Here is a 15,893-nt window from a genome sequence, read left to right on the forward strand (position 1 = left end):
ACGATCAGAGCACGAATCCGGCGCTAGAACAGGCTGCCTTGCCCGTCATCCGCGGGAGGCCGGGTCGCTTTGCGCGCATGGCGCTTGGGTTCCTCGGGAGCCTCCTCCAGCGGAAGCTCGGCCAGCGGCAACTGGATCTCGGCCGCGTCGTTGGCGACCTTGTTGACCGCGTTGCCGATGGCGACGGCCTCCAGCAGGTCGTCCGGCGGCGGCTTCAGCAGGCGCCCGGTCTGCTCCGGCGTGGCCTGCGGATCGAGCCAGGCGTGGTGGTCGCGCGGATCGAGGATGATCGGGCTGCGGTGATGGATCGGGGCCATCGTGCCGTTCGCCGGCCCCGTCATCATCGCGACCGTGTCGATCTCCGATCCGTCAGGCGAATGCCAGGTCTCCCACAGCCCGGCGAAGGCGAAGAGGCTACGATCCGGCTTGCGGAACAGGAAGGCCTCGCTCTGGGCCTGCTTGCCGGTGCCGCTGCGCCGCCACTCGTAGAAGGCGTCGGCCGGCAGCAGGCAGCGCCGCCGCGTCAGCGCGTTGCGGAAGGAGGGCTTTTCGGCGGCGCTCTCCATGCGGATATTGATGACGAGCGGGAAATCCTGGGGGTCCTTAACCCAGCCGGGGATGAAGCCCCAGCGCATCAGCAGGAACTGCGGCGCGCCGTCATGCGGCCTGACGACCGGCACCGGCTGCGTCGGCGCGATGTTGTAGCGCGGCGGGAAGTTCGGCTGCTCGCGATAGCCGAAGGTCTCGCGCATCGCCTCGGGAGGCAGGGTGATCGCATAGCGTCCGCACATGCTCGCTGTTTACGTCGAGACGAGCGCTCGGAATCAACACTTTATTTGCGGTTGCACCAACATAGTCGCACCGGTTTGGGGTAGCGGATGAGCGTCATCGCGGCGGATATGCTGGCTGGAACGGCGGCCGAACGGCTCGATGCCGGTCTCCATCCGCGTCTGTCGACCGATTTTCTCAATCGCTACAGCGAAGCCCTGATGCTGATCGAGATGGTCGCGATGGACGAGACCATCCTCGCCGATCTCCAGGCCTGGGAGGCTGTCGGCTACCGCGAGCATTTCGCCGCATCGGCGCTGCGCTGTGCCGCTTCGGCACTCGCCGCCTATGACGACCTGAACCCCAACAGGGCCCGGGCCTTCGACGAGGCCTGTCATGCGATGACACGGCTCGTGCGCACGGTCACCGCGCTTCTCGCGGAAGTGCCGCCCTTGCAGGAACTGCCGGAGATCGTCGAGGTCGCCGGCGAGGCCCTGCGCCGGCAGATCGCCCGCGCCACCCAGTTCATCAACGCGAACGGTACGATCGATATCGGGGTGTTCGAGGACGCGGCCTTGCAGGACGAGATCGACGCCCTGCTCGCGCGCTGACCGGGCTCAAGGTCTCAGCAATCCAGTTTCCAGCGGAACCACGCCGTCATCCCGGACAAGCTGCGCAGCAGCGCCGATCCGGGATACATCTTAGAGTGCGGAGCTTTCCGATGGATCCCGGAGCGAGCCCGGGATGACGCGGTGTTTCCGAGGAAAATGAGAACGCGCTAGCGCCGCGCCCCGACCAGAAACTCGCGATTGCCGTCGCCGCCCTCGATCGGGGAGGGGATCGGCCCCTCGACCGCAAAGCCGAGTGTCTTCAGCGCCGCGACGATCTCGTCGCAGACCTGAAGCTGGATAGCCTCGTCGCGGACGATGCCCTTCTTGAGCGCGGCGCGCCCGGCCTCGAATTGCGGCTTGATCAGCGCGGCGATCCCGGCATGCGGCGCGAGCAGGGAAGCGACCGCCGGCAGCACCAGCCTGAGCGAGATGAAGCTGACATCGATCGCCGCGAGGCTGGGCCGTTCGGGCAGCGCTTCGGCGTCCAGCGTGCGAATATCCTGCCCCTCGAAGCTGGTGACGCGCGGATCGGCGCGCAGCGAGTGATGCAGCTGGTCGCGCCCGACATCGACGGCGACGACATGGCGCGCGCCGCGTTGCAGCAGCAGGTCGGTGAAGCCGCCGGTCGAGGAGCCGACATCGAGACAGGCGAGCCCTTGCGGATCGAAGCCGAAGGCATCGAGCGCGCCGGCGAGCTTCAATCCGCCGCGCGAGACATAAGGGTGCGGCGCCTGCGCGGTTATGTCGGCGTCGTCAGCCACCATTTCGGAAGCCTTGCGAACGGCCGTTCCGTTGGCGTTGACGAGCCCCGCCGCGATCGCGGCCTGCGCCCGCGCCCGGCTCTCGAAGAAGCCGCGCTCGACGAGCAACTGGTCGGCACGGCTTTTCATGGCAGGGAGGTCAGGCCAGCTTCACCGCGCTGGGCGTGCCCAGCGCGATCTCGACGGCCTTGACGATGCCGGCGGCGTCGAGCCCGGCTGCGGCATACATCGCGTCCGGCTTGTCATGGTCCTGGAAGACGTCCGGCAGGGTCAGGCTCCGGACCTTCAGGCCGGTATCGAGCGCCCCGTTCTGTGCCAGCAGGTGCAGGACATGGCTGCCGAAGCCGCCGACCGAGCCTTCCTCGACCGTGACCAGAACCTCGTGCTCGCCGGCGAGCTTCAGGATCAGCGCCTCGTCGAGCGGCTTGGCGAAGCGGGCATCGGCGACCGTGGTCGACAGGCCGCGCTGCGCCAGCAAATCCGCGGCCTTGAGGCATTCGGCGAGGCGCGTCCCGAGCGAGAGCAGCGCGATCCGCGTGCCCTCGCGGACGATACGGCCCTTGCCGATCTCCAAGGGCACGCCGACGTCGGGGATCTCGACGCCGACGCCTTCGCCACGCGGATAACGGAGCGCGATCGGCCCTTCGTCATAGGCTGTGGCGGTCGCGACCATATGGGTGAGCTCCGCCTCGTCGGCGGCGGCCATCACCACCATGTCGGGCAGGCAGGCGAGATAGGCGATGTCGAAGGAACCGGCATGGGTTGCGCCGTCCGCGCCGACGAGGCCGGCCCGGTCGAGCGCGAAGCGCACCGGCAGCTTCTGGATTGCCACGTCATGCACGATCTGGTCGTAGGCGCGCTGCATGAAGGTCGAGTAGATCGCCACAAAAGGCTTGTAGCCCTCGGTCGCGAGGCCGGCCGCGAAGGTCACCGCATGCTGCTCGGCGATGCCGACATCGAAGGTGCGGCCCGGGAATTCCTTGCCGAAGGTATCGAGCCCGGTGCCGGACGGCATCGCGGCGGTGACGGCGACGACCTTGTCGTCCTCCCGCGCCTGCTTGATCAGGGCCTGGGCGAAGACATTGGTGTAGCTCGGGGCATTCGCGGGCGCCTTGGCCTGCAGGCCGGTGACGGGGTCGAACTTGACCACGCCATGGTATTTGTCGGCGCTGGCCTCGGCCGGGGCGTAGCCCTTGCCCTTTTGCGTCACGACATGGACGAGGATCGGGCCGCTTTCGGCATCGCGGACATTGCGCAGCACCGGCAGCAGATGGTCGAGATTATGCCCGTCGATCGGCCCGACATAATAGAAGCCAAGCTCCTCGAACATCGTGCCGCCGGTCCAGAAGCCGCGGGCATATTCTTCGGTGCGCTTGGCCTTGTCGTGGAAGAAGCGCGGCAGCTTCTCGGCGAGCTGCTTGGCGACCTCGCGGATCGAGCGATAGGTCCGCCCCGAGACGAGGCGCGCCAGATAAGCCGACATCGCGCCGACGGGCGGGGCGATCGACATGTCGTTGTCGTTGAGGATGACGATCAGGCGCGAGCCGAGCGCGCCGGCATTGTTCATCGCCTCATAGGCCATGCCGGCCGACATGGCGCCGTCGCCGATCACGGCGATGACGTTGTTGCGCTCGCCCTTGAGATCGCGCCCGACGGCCATGCCGAGCCCGGCCGAGATCGAGGTCGAGGAATGCGCCGCGCCGAACGGGTCGTATTGGCTCTCGGCGCGCTTGGTGAAGCCGGAGAGGCCGCCCGGCTGGCGCAGCGTGCGGATGCGCTCGCGCCGCCCGGTCAGGATCTTGTGCGGGTAGGCCTGGTGGCCGACATCCCAGATCAGGCGGTCGCGCGGCGTGTCGAAGACATGGTGCAGCGCGACGGTGAGTTCGACCACGCCGAGCCCGGCGCCGAGATGCCCGCCGGTCACGGAGACGGCGTCGACCGTCTCGAGCCTGAGCTCATCGGCGACCTGGCGCAGCTTGGCGTCGTCGAGGGCCCGCAGGTCGGCGGTGTCGTGGATCGTGTCGAGGAGCGGCGTGGCGGGACGGGGCACGAGGCTGTCTAATCCTTCGCTGGGATGCCCTCGAAATAGAGCCTGCGCGGCGCGCATGCAAACCGCAGTTGCGTTTTCGACCAAGTGGACGGTGCGCGCCCATCTTGCCACGAAACGGGTGGTTCCGGCGCCGACAACGCATTTCAGTGCGTATACGACCGCTTCCGGGGATATCAGGCCATGCAACCGACCGACGCCACGCCCTTGCCTACGGCATTCCGCCGCATCGGCTGGTCCAATCTCTTCGCCCAGTTCTCGGAGCAGATCGCGCTTGCCGCCGCGCCATTGGCCGCCGTTCTCATGCTCGCGGCCGGGCCGGCCGAGACCGGCTGGCTCCAGACCGCGCAGACCTTGCCTTTCCTCCTCCTGTCGATTCCCGCCGGTTTGATGGTCGATCGCGCCTCGCGGCGCCGCCTCATGGTCGGCACGGAGGCGTTGCGGGCGGTGTCCCTGCTGGCGATCCCGCTTTTGCTCGCGGCAGGCAGCCTCAACCTGGCCTGGCTCGCCCTGATCGGTGCGCTCGGGGCCATCGGCACGGTCTGCTACAGCGTCGCGGCGCCGGCTTTCGTTCCCTCTGTCGTGCCGCGCGAGCGGCTCGCCGACGCCAATCGCTGGCTGGAGCTGGCGCGCAGCGCCGCCTATGCCGGCGGGCCGGCGCTCGGTGGCGCGCTCGTTGGCTGGATCGGCGTCTCCACCGCCTATGGGCTGGCGGCCGGGCTCTCGATCCTCGCGGCGATGCTGCTGTCCGGCCTGCCGAAGGACGAGGCGCCGTCCGGTCCGCGCCGTGATCTGCTTGAGGATCTGAAGGAGGGCGCCCGCTTCGTTGCCGGCCACGATCTGCTCCGGCCGATCCTGATGACGGCGGTGTTCTTCAACGTCTCCTGGTTCATCTTCCAGGCGATCTATGTCGCCTATGCCGTCCAGAATCTGGGCCTGAGCGCGACGCAGGTCGGCTTGACGCTCGGCATCTACGGCGCGGGCATGATCGTCGGCGCCGTGCTGGCACCGGCCATCGCGAAGCAGGTCACCTTCGGGACGCTGATCCTGCTCGGGCCCTTCGCCGGGCTCTGCGCGGCCGGCGTGATGCTCGCGACGCTTTGGCTGCCCTCGGTCTATCTGGTCGCCGCGAGCTTCTTCCTGTTCGGCGTCGGGCCGATCATCTGGACGATCTCGACCATGACATTACGCCAGGCGGTGACGCCCAACGCGATGCTCGGCCGCGTCTCGGCGCTGATCATGACGGCGACCTTCGGCGCGCGGCCGGTGGGCGCGGCGATCGGCGCCACCGTGGCGGCGCATCTCGGCATCGCCGCCTGCCTCGCGCTGGCGACCGCTGGCTTCCTGATCCAGCTGCTGCTGATCGGTTTCTCGCGAGTGCCGCAGCTACGGGATATCTCCGAGGCCGCGTGAACCTATGGCGTCATTCCGGGCTCGATCCTTCGGATCGCCCCGGAATGACGGACAAACCTGAGCCGTGGATGATGACCTGAAGACGTCGCCTCAGCCCTCGGGCAGCGGGATGAACTCGCTCTCGTCGCCGGGCACGGTGTCGAAGCGGCCGGTCTTCCACTCGTGCTTGGCCTGTTCGATCCGCTCCTTCGAGGAGGAGACGAAGTTCCACCAGATGTTGCGCGGGCCGTCCATCGGCTCGCCGCCCACGATCATCACGCGGGCCTGGTCGATGGCGAGGATCGAGATCCTGTCGCCCGGCTTGAAGACGAGGAGCTGGCCGGCGCCGAATTCGTCGCCGGCGATGTCGACCTTGCCGGAGACGATATAGATCGCGCGCTCGTCATAATCGGGGTCGAGCGGCAGGATCGCGCCGGGCGAGAGCACCGCCTCGGCATAGAGCGCGTCCCACGGGAACTTGACCGGCGAGGTCTGGCCATAGGCCGAGCCCATGATCAGGCTGATGCGCTTGCCGCCCTCGACGATGCGCGGCAGGTCCTGGGCGCCATGATGCTTGAACTCCGGCGCGGTCTCCTCATGCGTCTTTGGCAGGGCGAGCCAGGCCTGGATGCCGTAGAGCTTCGGGCCGGTGGCGCGCGCTTCCATGCCGGTGCGCTCGGAATGGACGATGCCGCGTCCGGCCGTCATCAGGTTCACCGCGCCGGGCTTGATCGCGAGCGCCGTGCCGAGCGAGTCGCGATGCATGATCTCGCCGTCGAAGAGATAGGTCACGGTCGAGAGCCCGATATGCGGGTGCGGGCGCACGTCGAGACCTTCGCCGAGATGGAATTCGGCCGGTCCCATCTGGTCGAAGAAGATGAAGGGGCCGACCATGCGCTGGCCGATCGCAGGCAGCGCCCGTCGGACCTGGAAGCCGCCAAGATCATGGGAACGCGGCACGATCACCTTCTCGATCGCCTCGCAGGAGCGGGCATCGCCCAGGATCGGATCGCCGGCGGGGAGTTGCGACATGAGGGCCTCCTTGGTTGAGGCCGAATCTGACCCCGCTGGGGCCGGCAGGCAAGCGCCGGATCGCAACGGGCCGCTGGCAGAAATGCAATGCCGGGACGCCTGAAGCGTCGCGGCATTGCCGAACGATTGTCATTGCGCCGCGATAGGCGCTGCCCAGGAGAGCGGCTTAGCTCTCGACGTCGAGCGGGGCAGCGCCGGTCGGCTTGCCGTCGGCGCCGAGCGTGATGCGCTCGATGCGGGCTTCCGCCTGCTTCAGCAGGGCGTCGCAGCGCGCCTTCAGCGCCTCGCCGCGGGTGTAGATCGCGATCGATTCCTCGAGCGGAACGTCGCCGCGCTCCAGCCGCGCGACGATGGCTTCGAGTTCCTTCATCGCCGCCTCGAAGGGCAGGGCGGCGACATCGGCGTTGGTCTTCTCTTCGCTCACGGCCTGATTCCTCTTTGCGGTGAGCTTATCGGCTGGAGCGTGCCCGGCCGCAACCCGGTTCGCGGCGATCCTGCCTCAAACTGGCAGGGCGGAGGTCTTCTTGATCGTGCGCAGCGTCAGCGTCGACTGGACGCGGGTGACGCCCGGCAACTGCGTGATGATGTCGGTATGGATGCGCTCGAAATCGGCGCTGTCGCGATAGATCACGCGCATCAGATAGTCATGCGCGCCGGCCAGCAGATGGCATTCGAGGATCTCGGGCAGGCTCTGCACCGCCTGCTCGAAGCTCTCCAGCGAGGCGCGGCCCTGCTGATCCAGCGTGACGAAGACGAAGGCCGTGCCGGGAAAGCCCGCGATCTTGTCGTCGAGCATCATCGCGTAGCCGCGGATCAGGCCACTCTCCTCGAGCTGTCGTACGCGGCGCAGACAGGCCGAGGGCGACAGATGCACCTTCTCGGCGAGGTCCGAATTGGTGATGCGCCCGTCCTGCTGGAGAATCCGCAGGATGGAGCGGTCGCGCGAGTCGAGCTCGATCGTCATGGTCACGGTGAAAGCCTCCCGCACGATGCATCGTCGCAAATTTCGCCGGATGCAAGCAATCTTCTGCAGCGATCTGGCGCAAGTGCCGTAGCATTCACAGCGTCTGCGGAGAAAGTCTGCAGGAAGCTGCGTGGCCTGAAGCGGGAATTCAGGCGAGCGGCATGCTGAAAGGTGTGCCTTCGAACGCATCCGCGCCGCGCCCGATTCGCTCGATCGCGCGGATCATCCGGCCGCGCCGCCCAAGCGCCGCATCGGCCAGCGCGACCAGTCTGGCATTTGGTGTGGCAGAAGGTGCGACGGCGCGAAGAACGTCGGCAACTTCTTCCTCGTCTCGCTCGGGATCAAGAACGCAGGCCGCGATATAGGCCGCCGCCGTCGAGCGGCTGATCCCGGCCCAGCAATGGATGACCATCGGCTCTGCGCGGTCCCAGTCGCGAACGAAAGCGAGCAGCCGCCCCATATGCTCCTGGCCCGCGAGGACATGGCCGTCCAACGCCTGGCTGATATCGGACATGCCCAGGAAGAGATGCCGCTCCGGTGCGATTCCCTCCGGCCGCGCCACCGTGGTGCCGACATTGATCAGCGTCACGAGATGCCGGGCGCGGACGGCTGCGACCGTCTCGTCGAGCCGCGACAGCGGGGAAACGTGGAGGGTGGGCAAGGACGGGCTCCGAAGCGATGGGCAGACGATAGCATGATCGACAGTGCCGGCATCTCCATGACATGGAGGCGCTGTCCCGATCGATCCCGTGCCGAAAAACTCCCCATGAATCTCTGGTTCCGCCTGATCTGGCTCCTGCTGACGACGCGCTTCCGCAAGCGGCTCGACCTGCCGGCAGATGCATCCGTCCTGCCTTTCCGGGTCTGGTTCCACGATCTCGACACCAGCCTGCACATGAACAATGGCCGCTACTGGACGCTGATGGATCTCGGCCGGCTCGACCTGATGCTGCGCAGCGGCCTGTGGCGGGCGGTGCTGCGCCATCGCTGGCTGCCGGTGGTCAATGCCGGCACCATCCGCTTTCGCCGCGAGATGCGCCTGTTCCGCCCGTTCCGGGTCGAGACGAAAATCCTGTGCTGGAGCGAGAACTGGCTGGTGATGCAGCACCGCATGCTGATGCAGGGCCGCGACGGCACCGAGATCGTCGCGGCGGTCGCATTGGTCCGGGCCGCGCTCTACGACAAGAAGGCGCGGGCCTATGTCCCGGTCGCGCGCCTGCTCGGCGAGATCGGCGTCACCGCCGAGAGCCCGGAGCCGAGCCCGGAAGTCGCGGCCTTCCTCGCCTCGGAAGATGCGATGCGCAATGCGGCCGCCGCGAGCGAGCGCTGACTTGTCCAAAACTGAGCCCTCATCCTGAGGAGCCGCGTGAGCGGCGTCTCGAAGGATGCTCCAGGAGGCTCCGGACCCATCTGGAGCATCCTTCGAGACGCAAGCCTATGGCTTGCTCCTCAGGATGAGGGCTCGCTTGTACTGAAAGGCCACGCCGCTACTCCGCCGCCAGCCGCGTCGCCCGCCACTGGGCCAGCAGCGCGCGCAAGGCGGCTGGTTTCAGCGGCTTGTTGAGCAGGTGCACGTCGAGCGCGTTCGCCGCTTCGCGCACATGCGGCGTCCGGTCGGCGGTGAGCAGGATCGCCGGCATCGGCGTGCGGGCGCGGGCCCGGAGCGCACTGATCGCGGTCAGGCCGTTGCCATGGTCGAGATGGTAGTCGGCGATCAGCACATCGGCCTCGCCCTTGCTGCCGACATGCGGCAGCGCCTCTTCGAGGCTGGCGGCGATGGTCACACGACAGCCCCAGCCTTCGAGCAGGCGCTTCATGCCGTCGAGGATGGCGGGCTCGTTGTCGAGCACGAGCAGCCGCATGCCGGCGAGTTGTCCGGCGGGGGCGCTGCGTGGTGCCGCCGACGTCGTCATCGCCGGCAATGGCGCGGCGCGCGGCACCGAGATCGAGAAGCGCGTGCCGCGCCCCGGCGCCGAATCGAGCGTCAGCCCGTGGTCGAGCGCCCGCGCGATGCGCTGCACGATCGAGAGCCCGAGCCCGAGGCCCCGCGCGACCTTCGCCCCCTGGTCGAGCCGCTGGAATTCGCGGAACACGGTCTTCTGCTTGCTCTGGGGAATGCCTAGCCCGGTATCGATCACCTCGACCGCGACCTGGCTGCCGCGGCGCCGGCAGCCGATCAGCACCTTGCCGTTCGGCGTGTACTTGATCGCGTTGGAGACCAGGTTCTGAAGCAGGCGGCGCAGCAGGCGCCGATCGGAGCGGAGAGTCAGGCTGGTCGGCATGAACACGAGCTTCAGGCCCTTTTCCTGGGCACTCGGCTCGAACTCGCGCTGGAGCTGGCGCATCAGTTCGTCCAGACGGAAGGATGACAGCTCCGGCTTGAGCGCCCCACCATCGAGCCGCGAGATCTCCAGCAACGCGGTCAGGATCTCCTCGACCGCGTCGAGCGAGGCGTCGATATTCTCGGCCAGCTCCGGCTGCCCGCCGCTGCGGTCGCGCTCGACCAGCGAGGTCGCATAGAGGCGCGCAGCGTTGAGCGGTTGCAGGATGTCGTGGCTGGCGGCGGCGAGGAAGCGCGTCTTGGAGGCGTTGGCGGCCTCCGCCTCGGCCTTGGCGCGCTGAAGCTCGGCATTGACGTGCAGCAGCTCCTCGGTGCGCTCGGCGACGCGCCGTTCGAGGCCCTCGTTGGCGCGTTCGAGCTCTTCCTCGCCGGCGACGGTCTCGGTGATGTCGGTATAGGTCGTGACGAAGCCGCCATCGGGCAGGGCGTTGGTGCGGACCTCGATGACCTTCTTCGACGGGTAGAGCTTGAGGCGCACCGGCTCGCGATCGTTGATGAAGCTCTCCAGCCGCGCCGCCATCAATTCGTCGCGCGCGCCGGTGCCGTATGCGCCGCGCGCCGCGTTGTAGCGCACGATCTCGTCGAGGCCCGTGCCGAACCGGACCAGCGAGGCCGGCAGATCGTAGAGCTGGATGAAGGCCTGGTTCCAGGCGAGCAGCCTGAGGTCGCGGTCGAGCACCGTGATGCCCTGGCCGGCATGGTCGAGCCCGTGCTGGAGGATGTCGCGATTGTACTGGAGGGCGGCCGAGGCATCGTCGAGCAGCTTGAAGGCGGCTTCGGTCGAGAGGTTGCGCCGTTTCAGCAAGAGCGACAGCACGAGCCGCGACGATGCCGCGCCGATCGCCGAGGAGAGCAGATGCTCGCCGAAGCGCAGCAGATGGATATCGGCCTGGCGCCCGCTTTCCGAAGCTTCGCCACGGCCGCTGTTGAAGCCCTCGAAGGCACGCTGCGTGCGCTCCGCCCCGAGATAGCGCGCGATGGTGGATTGCAGCTCGCCTTCGGTGATGGTGGTGCGCCAGAGCGAGAAGGACTGCGCCATCGTTGCCGGCTGGGACTCCACGAAGGCATTGGCCTGCAGCCGCTCCATCGCATTGGCAGGCCGCAGCAGCGAGAAGCCGATATAGGCGAGGATGTTGACGCCGAGGCTCCAGAACACGCCATGCGGCAGGGCTGGCCATTCCAGCCCGAACATCGCTTCCGGCCTGAAGATGCCGGCCCCGAACGGGCCGTCGGCGACGATGCTGCTCCACCAGCCGCCGGGCAAGGCCAGGCTCGGCATCAGCAGCGTATAGGCCCAGACCAGCGTGCCGAGCGTCAGCCCGGCGACAGCGCCCAGCGCCGTGCCGCGCCGCCAGAAAAGGCCGCCGAAGAAAGCCGGCGCGATCTGCGCCGTCGCGGCGAAGGAGAGCAGTCCGATCGAAACCAGCGCCGCTTCGCCCGAGGCACGGTAGTAGAGATAGCCGAGCAGGATCACGACGAAGATGCTGATCCGCCGGATGACCACCACCTGCGAGCCGAGATCGCCGCCGAGATTGCTGTTGCCGTCGCCGCGCCGGCCGAACAGCCGGACCGCTCGCCCCGGATCGCTCAAGCCCCGCCGGCCGCGCAGCAGCAGCGGCATCACGAGATGGTTCGAGATCATGATCGCGAGCGCGACGGAGGCGACGATCACCATCGCGGTCGCCGCCGAGAGGCCTCCGACGAAAACCAGGAGCGCGACCACCCCGGCCTCGCGCTGCAGCGGCAGCAGCAGCACGGTCATGTCGCGGTCGACGCCACTGCCGGGGATCAGGATCTCGCCGGCCGCCGCCAGCGGCAGCACGAACAGGTTGATCAGTACGAGATAAAGCGGGAACATCCAGGCCGCGCGGCGGACATCGCGCACGTCGCGGTTCTCGACGATCGTCATGTGGAACTGCCGCGCCAGCAGCAGCGCGGCGCAGCTCGACAGCAGCGTCAGCGTCAGGAAGTTCGGCCAGCTCGACGTGCGCTCCCAGATCGGCAGGGCGCCGCCCGCCGGTTTGGCGGCTTGCGCCAGCAGGTCGCCCGGGCCGCCGAACAGCCCGTAGACGATGAAGAAGCCGAGCACGAGGAAGGCGACGAGCTTGATCAGCGATTCGACCGCGATCGCCAGGACAAGCCCGTCCTGGTGCTCGGTCGCGTCGATATGGCGGGTGCCGAAGGCGCAAGCGAAGCCGGCGAGCACGATCGCGACGAGGAAGGGCAGGTCGCTCAGCACCGGCACGTCCGGCGTCGGCGGATGGCCGCCGGTCGCCGCCAGGAAGACCGAAAGCGAGTTGGCGACGGCCTTCAGCTGCAGCGAGATATAGGGCAGGGCGCCGATCACCGCGACGAGGCAGACCAGCGCCGCGACGCGCTCGCTCTTGCCGTAGCGGGCGCCGACGAAATCGGCGATCGAGGTGATGTTCTGCGACTTGGCGATGCCGACGATGCGGGCGACGAAGCGATGGCCCAGCCCGATGACGAGGATCGGCCCGACATAGATGCCGAGGAAGTCGAAGCCGGCGCGATTGGCGAAGCCGACCGAGCCATAGAAGGTCCAGGAGGTGCAGTAGACACCGAGCGCCAGCGCATAGATCGTCGTCCGCGCCCGCCCGGTCATCAGCTTGCGCCCGGAGGTGTCGGCCATATGCGCGACGGCGAAGAGCCCGCACAGGTAGGCGAGCGCGACCAGCACCACGGACCAGGCGGGGATCATGCCGCCCTCGGGGGAGTCGTATGCCAAAGGGGCCGGGGTGCTGGCGTCATGATCTTCCGCTTCGGGGTTTCCCCCAGAGTATCGGACGGCCTGCCGGCTCGCCATAGGCCATTGGCGCAAGCCATTGGGCCGGATTCATCCCCAACTCTTTGCGTTTAAGGCGCCGTTGGGCCGGCTTTAGCGCGTTTTCGGGCTTTCCCTGTTCCGCGCGGCTGGTCTAGCGTCCGGCTCAGGCTGTTGGGGTAGCCTTGCCGATTCTCAAGGGGTGCAGCATGTTGGAAGAATTCAAGAAATTCGCTCTCAAGGGCAATGTCGTCGATCTCGCCATCGGCGTCATCATCGGTGCGGCCTTCGGCAAGATCGTCGACTCCCTCGTCTCCGATATCATCATGCCCTTTATCGGCGCGCTCGGCGGCGTCGACTTCTCGAACTACTTCCTCGGCCTTAATCGCGCCGTCACGGCCCCTGTGCTGGAAGAAGCCAAGAAGCAGGGAGCGGTCCTCGCCTACGGCAACTTTGTCACGGTGGCGATCAACTTCCTGATCATTGCCTTCGTTCTCTTCCTCGTGGTCAAGGGGATCAACAAGCTCCAGAAGAAGCAGCCGCCCCAGCCGGAAGCTCCCGCTGCCAAGGCGGAGGATGTCGTCCTGCTCGGCGAGATCCGCGACCTGCTCAAGCAGAAGCAGGCCTGATCCGGATGCCCGCGCGGCCGTGATTCATCACGGCCGCCGATCGACCCGATCTCGCGATTTCATGCCTCGCCGCGCCGCAATCGGCTAAAGGTGGGGTACTGATTTTCGTGAGGCCGACCCCGATGAACAGCGCCAACCTGCCGGGCAGCACCCTGCTTGCCGAGCTTCGCCCCGAAGCGCGGAACGCGCCGGAAAGCGGCATCGTCGAGGTGGTCAACCACGGCCGTCTCAAGCCCGGCCTGATCCCGCTCTGGGTCGGGGAGGGCGACCTCTCGACCCCCGCCTTCATCGCCGATGCGGCGGCGCGCTCGCTCGCAGCGGGCGAGACCTTCTACACCTGGCAGCGCGGCATCCCCGAGCTGCGCGAGGCGCTCGCTCGCTACCACCAGCGCCTCTACGGCCGCGCCTTCTCGCCCGAGAGCTTCTACGTCACCGGCTCCGGCATGCAGTCGGTCCAGATCGCCGTGCGGATGATCGCCGGCCCCGGCGACGAGATCCTCATCCCGACTCCGGCCTGGCCGAATTTCGGTGCCGCCGTCGGCGTCAGTGGCGCGGCGACCGTCTGCGTTCCCATGGACTACGCGCAGGGCCGTTTCACCCTCGATCTCGACCGGCTCGCGAAGGCGATCACGCCGCGCACCCGCGGCATCCTGGTGAATTCGCCGTCCAACCCCACCGGCTGGACCGCGACGAAGGCCGAGCAGGAGGCGCTGCTGGCGCTCTCGCGCAAGCATGGCATCTGGATCGTCGCCGACGAGATCTATGGCCGCTTCGTCTATGACGGCTCCGAGTGCGCGCCGTCCTTCCACGACATCATGGAAGGCGAGGACCGCGTCATCTTCGTCCAGACCTTCTCGAAGAACTGGGCGATGACCGGCTGGCGCATCGGCTGGATCGAAGTGCCGGTCGCCTTCGGCCAGATCGTCGAAAACCTGATCCAGTACTCGACCTCGGGCTCGCCGGTCTTCGTCCAGCGTGGCGCCATCGCCGCCCTCGACGATGGCGAGGGCTTCGTCGCCGAACAGATCGCCCGCGCTGCCGAAGGCCGCCGGATCGTGTTCGAGGGTTTGAAGGCGACGAACCGCGTCACGCTCTCCGCGCCGGTCGGCGCGTTCTACCAGTTCTTCTCGGTCGACGGCCGTGAGGATTCACGCAAGCTCGCGCTCGATCTGGTCGACAGCGCCAATGTCGGCCTTGCCCCCGGCACGGCGTTCGGCCCCGGCGGCGAGACCGGCCTTCGCCTCTGCTTCGCCCGCAAGTCCAGCGATCTGGTCGAGGCCGTGGCGCGCCTGCAGAAGGCCCTGGCCATCGTCTGATCTCACGGCGGCGGCGCAACGCCGCTCTGCACCCGGCGGGCAGCGGGTCGGTTGACCCGCCGCCGGGCCATCGTCATGAACGCCCGGCGCCGCCTGTTTCCGGCGCGGCGGGAACGCGATGAAACCGTTCGGCTACCCCACGAACCGGCTGGTCATTCTCTGGCGGGAAATTCTGGTCATCGCGCTCGCGGCCGTCGGCGGCGGGGCCTTCGCGTTGCTCGGCATGCCTGCCGCCTGGCTTTCGGGGTCGATGCTGATCAGCGCGGTCGTCTCGCTGATCCGCCCGCTGCCGAACCTGCGCCGGCCCTGGTTCGATTCCACCATGGTTCTGTCAGGTGCGATCCTCGGTTCGGCGGCGAGGCCCGAGGCGCTGGCTGCCGCCGCCCGCTACCCCGGCTCGCTCGTCATCCTTCTCGCCGGCGTCGCCGCGATCATGCTCGCAACAGGGGCCTATCTGCGCCATGTCGCGCGCTGGCCCTGGATCGACGCTCTGCTCGCCGCTGCGCCCGGCGCCTTGTCGACCGTGCTCGCGGTGGCGCAGGCGAAGGGCGCCAATATCGGCCGGATTTCCGTCGTCCAGCTCTTCCGCCTGCTTGTGCTCGTCGCGCTCCTGCCCAGCGTGATGCAGCTCAGCGGCGCCGCCACCGGCATGCCGGTCCCCGTCGTTCAGGAGGTCGATGCCGGCACCATGTTCGGCGTGACCATGGCCGGGCTGGCGCTGGGCCTCCTCTTCGAGCGGCTCGGTCTCTCCGCCCCGCTCATGTTCGGCGCCACCTTCGCCAGCGCAGCCCTGCATGGCAGCGGCCTCGTCGAGGGCGCTCTGCCGATGCCGATCCAAATCGCCGTGCAGGTGCTGCTTGGCACCACCATGGGCGGGCGCATCGCCCATATCCCGCGCAACGAATTGAAGGGGCTGTTTCCGCTTGCCATCGGCGGCTTCGCGGTCTCGATCGGCGTCGCCTTCCTGTTCGCCTGGCCGGCCGCCTGGCTTGCCGGCGTGTCCTATGCCAGCGGCATGGCGGCCTTCGCGCCGGGCGGCCTGGAGGCGATGGCGATGCTCGCCTTCGCCATGGGGCTCGATACGCTCTATGTCGGCGCGCACCATCTCGTGCGCTTTGTCGTCATCGGGCTGGCGATGCCGCTCGTGCTCAGCCGCATGAAGAACGCGCCGCCACGCTGACCGTCCCGCGCGGTTAAGCTTAACGATCCATTATAGTTCCGGTCTTCGATTGCGGCTTTTCCGCAAATCC

At 67.7% G+C, this 15,893-nt stretch carries 14 protein-coding genes; 6 read left to right on the forward strand and 8 right to left on the reverse strand.

The window, feature by feature from the left end:
* Positions 1-23 precede the first annotated feature (23 nt).
* Positions 24-791, reverse strand: coding sequence for an SOS response-associated peptidase (locus ACFJGT_RS05095; protein ID WP_377846512.1), 768 nt, complete (start codon positions 789-791; stop codon positions 24-26).
* Positions 792-878: 87 nt separating this feature from the next.
* Here ACFJGT_RS05095 and ACFJGT_RS05100 point away from each other — a divergent pair, with 87 nt between their 5' ends.
* Positions 879-1,379 carry a hypothetical protein gene (locus tag ACFJGT_RS05100; RefSeq protein WP_377846514.1) on the forward strand — a complete coding sequence of 167 codons (501 nt, stop codon included), beginning with the start codon at positions 879-881 and terminating at the stop codon, positions 1,377-1,379.
* 167 nt (positions 1,380-1,546) lie between these two features.
* Here ACFJGT_RS05100 and ACFJGT_RS05105 read toward each other — a convergent pair whose 3' ends face one another.
* Together ACFJGT_RS05105 and dxs are read right to left on the reverse strand one after the other, a co-directional pair.
* Positions 1,547-2,269, reverse strand: coding sequence for a TlyA family RNA methyltransferase (locus ACFJGT_RS05105; protein WP_377846517.1), 723 nt, complete (start codon positions 2,267-2,269; stop codon positions 1,547-1,549).
* Between the two features lie 10 nt (positions 2,270-2,279).
* Positions 2,280-4,190: a 1-deoxy-D-xylulose-5-phosphate synthase gene (gene dxs, locus ACFJGT_RS05110; protein WP_377846520.1), complete on the reverse strand. Its 1,911-nt coding sequence runs from the start codon at positions 4,188-4,190 to the stop codon at positions 2,280-2,282.
* Positions 4,191-4,370: 180 nt separating this feature from the next.
* On the opposite strand from dxs, the gene ACFJGT_RS05115 reads away from it, so the two are divergent.
* Positions 4,371-5,600, forward strand: a complete 1,230-nt coding sequence (locus ACFJGT_RS05115) for an MFS transporter (protein ID WP_377846522.1) — start codon at positions 4,371-4,373, stop codon at positions 5,598-5,600.
* 90 nt (positions 5,601-5,690) lie between these two features.
* On the opposite strand, the gene ACFJGT_RS05120 is transcribed toward ACFJGT_RS05115, so the two are convergent.
* The 4 genes from ACFJGT_RS05120 to ACFJGT_RS05135 form a co-directional block, all read right to left on the reverse strand.
* Complete coding sequence (locus ACFJGT_RS05120) at positions 5,691-6,611, reverse strand: pirin family protein (protein ID WP_377846524.1); 921 nt, start codon at positions 6,609-6,611, stop codon at positions 5,691-5,693.
* 166 nt (positions 6,612-6,777) lie between these two features.
* On the reverse strand, positions 6,778-7,035 hold the full coding sequence (locus tag ACFJGT_RS05125) for an exodeoxyribonuclease VII small subunit (protein WP_377846526.1): 258 nt from the start codon (positions 7,033-7,035) through the stop codon (positions 6,778-6,780).
* Between the two features lie 75 nt (positions 7,036-7,110).
* Complete coding sequence (locus tag ACFJGT_RS05130) at positions 7,111-7,575, reverse strand: Lrp/AsnC family transcriptional regulator (RefSeq protein ID WP_173049670.1); 465 nt, start codon at positions 7,573-7,575, stop codon at positions 7,111-7,113.
* A gap of 148 nt (positions 7,576-7,723) precedes the next feature.
* Positions 7,724-8,236, reverse strand: coding sequence for a tyrosine phosphatase family protein (locus ACFJGT_RS05135; RefSeq protein ID WP_377846528.1), 513 nt, complete (start codon positions 8,234-8,236; stop codon positions 7,724-7,726).
* 105 nt (positions 8,237-8,341) lie between these two features.
* Between ACFJGT_RS05135 and ACFJGT_RS05140 the strand changes: the two genes are divergently transcribed.
* Entirely contained in the window at positions 8,342-8,905 is a 564-nt protein-coding gene (locus ACFJGT_RS05140) for a thioesterase family protein (protein ID WP_377846530.1), read from the forward strand.
* 157 nt (positions 8,906-9,062) lie between these two features.
* Here ACFJGT_RS05140 and ACFJGT_RS05145 read toward each other — a convergent pair whose 3' ends face one another.
* Positions 9,063-12,635, reverse strand: coding sequence for a NahK/ErcS family hybrid sensor histidine kinase/response regulator (locus ACFJGT_RS05145; RefSeq protein ID WP_377846532.1), 3,573 nt, complete (start codon positions 12,633-12,635; stop codon positions 9,063-9,065).
* A gap of 272 nt (positions 12,636-12,907) precedes the next feature.
* Between ACFJGT_RS05145 and mscL the strand changes: the two genes are divergently transcribed.
* The 3 genes from mscL to ACFJGT_RS05160 all read left to right on the forward strand — a co-directional run bounded on the left by mscL (position 12,908) and on the right by ACFJGT_RS05160 (position 15,823).
* Complete coding sequence (gene mscL, locus ACFJGT_RS05150; protein WP_377846534.1) at positions 12,908-13,327, forward strand: large conductance mechanosensitive channel protein MscL; 420 nt, start codon at positions 12,908-12,910, stop codon at positions 13,325-13,327.
* Positions 13,328-13,449: 122 nt separating this feature from the next.
* Positions 13,450-14,643 carry a pyridoxal phosphate-dependent aminotransferase gene (locus tag ACFJGT_RS05155; RefSeq protein ID WP_377846536.1) on the forward strand — a complete coding sequence of 398 codons (1,194 nt, stop codon included), beginning with the start codon at positions 13,450-13,452 and terminating at the stop codon, positions 14,641-14,643.
* 118 nt (positions 14,644-14,761) lie between these two features.
* Complete coding sequence (locus tag ACFJGT_RS05160) at positions 14,762-15,823, forward strand: AbrB family transcriptional regulator (RefSeq protein WP_377846538.1); 1,062 nt, start codon at positions 14,762-14,764, stop codon at positions 15,821-15,823.
* The last annotated feature ends 70 nt before the right edge of the window (positions 15,824-15,893 follow it).

Origin of the sequence: Allobosea sp. UC22_33 (assembly GCF_042700715.1) — a bacterium.
Taxonomy (GTDB): Bacteria; Pseudomonadota; Alphaproteobacteria; order Rhizobiales; family Beijerinckiaceae; genus Allobosea.

Bases quoted from the DNA above. Each gene is read 5' to 3' on its own strand.
- ACFJGT_RS05095 (WP_377846512.1), bottom strand. From the start codon at position 791: ATGTGCGGACGCTATGCGATCACCCTGCCTCCCGAGGCGATGCGCGAG.
- ACFJGT_RS05100 (WP_377846514.1), top strand. From the start codon at position 879: ATGAGCGTCATCGCGGCGGATATGCTGGCTGGAACGGCGGCCGAACGG.
- ACFJGT_RS05105 (WP_377846517.1), bottom strand. From the start codon at position 2,269: ATGAAAAGCCGTGCCGACCAGTTGCTCGTCGAGCGCGGCTTCTTCGAG.
- ACFJGT_RS05115 (WP_377846522.1), top strand. From the start codon at position 4,371: ATGCAACCGACCGACGCCACGCCCTTGCCTACGGCATTCCGCCGCATC.
- ACFJGT_RS05120 (WP_377846524.1), bottom strand. From the start codon at position 6,611: ATGTCGCAACTCCCCGCCGGCGATCCGATCCTGGGCGATGCCCGCTCC.
- ACFJGT_RS05130 (WP_173049670.1), bottom strand. From the start codon at position 7,575: ATGACGATCGAGCTCGACTCGCGCGACCGCTCCATCCTGCGGATTCTC.
- ACFJGT_RS05140 (WP_377846530.1), top strand. From the start codon at position 8,342: ATGAATCTCTGGTTCCGCCTGATCTGGCTCCTGCTGACGACGCGCTTC.
- ACFJGT_RS05145 (WP_377846532.1), bottom strand. From the start codon at position 12,635: ATGATCCCCGCCTGGTCCGTGGTGCTGGTCGCGCTCGCCTACCTGTGC.
- mscL (WP_377846534.1), top strand. From the start codon at position 12,908: ATGTTGGAAGAATTCAAGAAATTCGCTCTCAAGGGCAATGTCGTCGAT.
- ACFJGT_RS05155 (WP_377846536.1), top strand. From the start codon at position 13,450: ATGAACAGCGCCAACCTGCCGGGCAGCACCCTGCTTGCCGAGCTTCGC.
- ACFJGT_RS05160 (WP_377846538.1), top strand. From the start codon at position 14,762: ATGAAACCGTTCGGCTACCCCACGAACCGGCTGGTCATTCTCTGGCGG.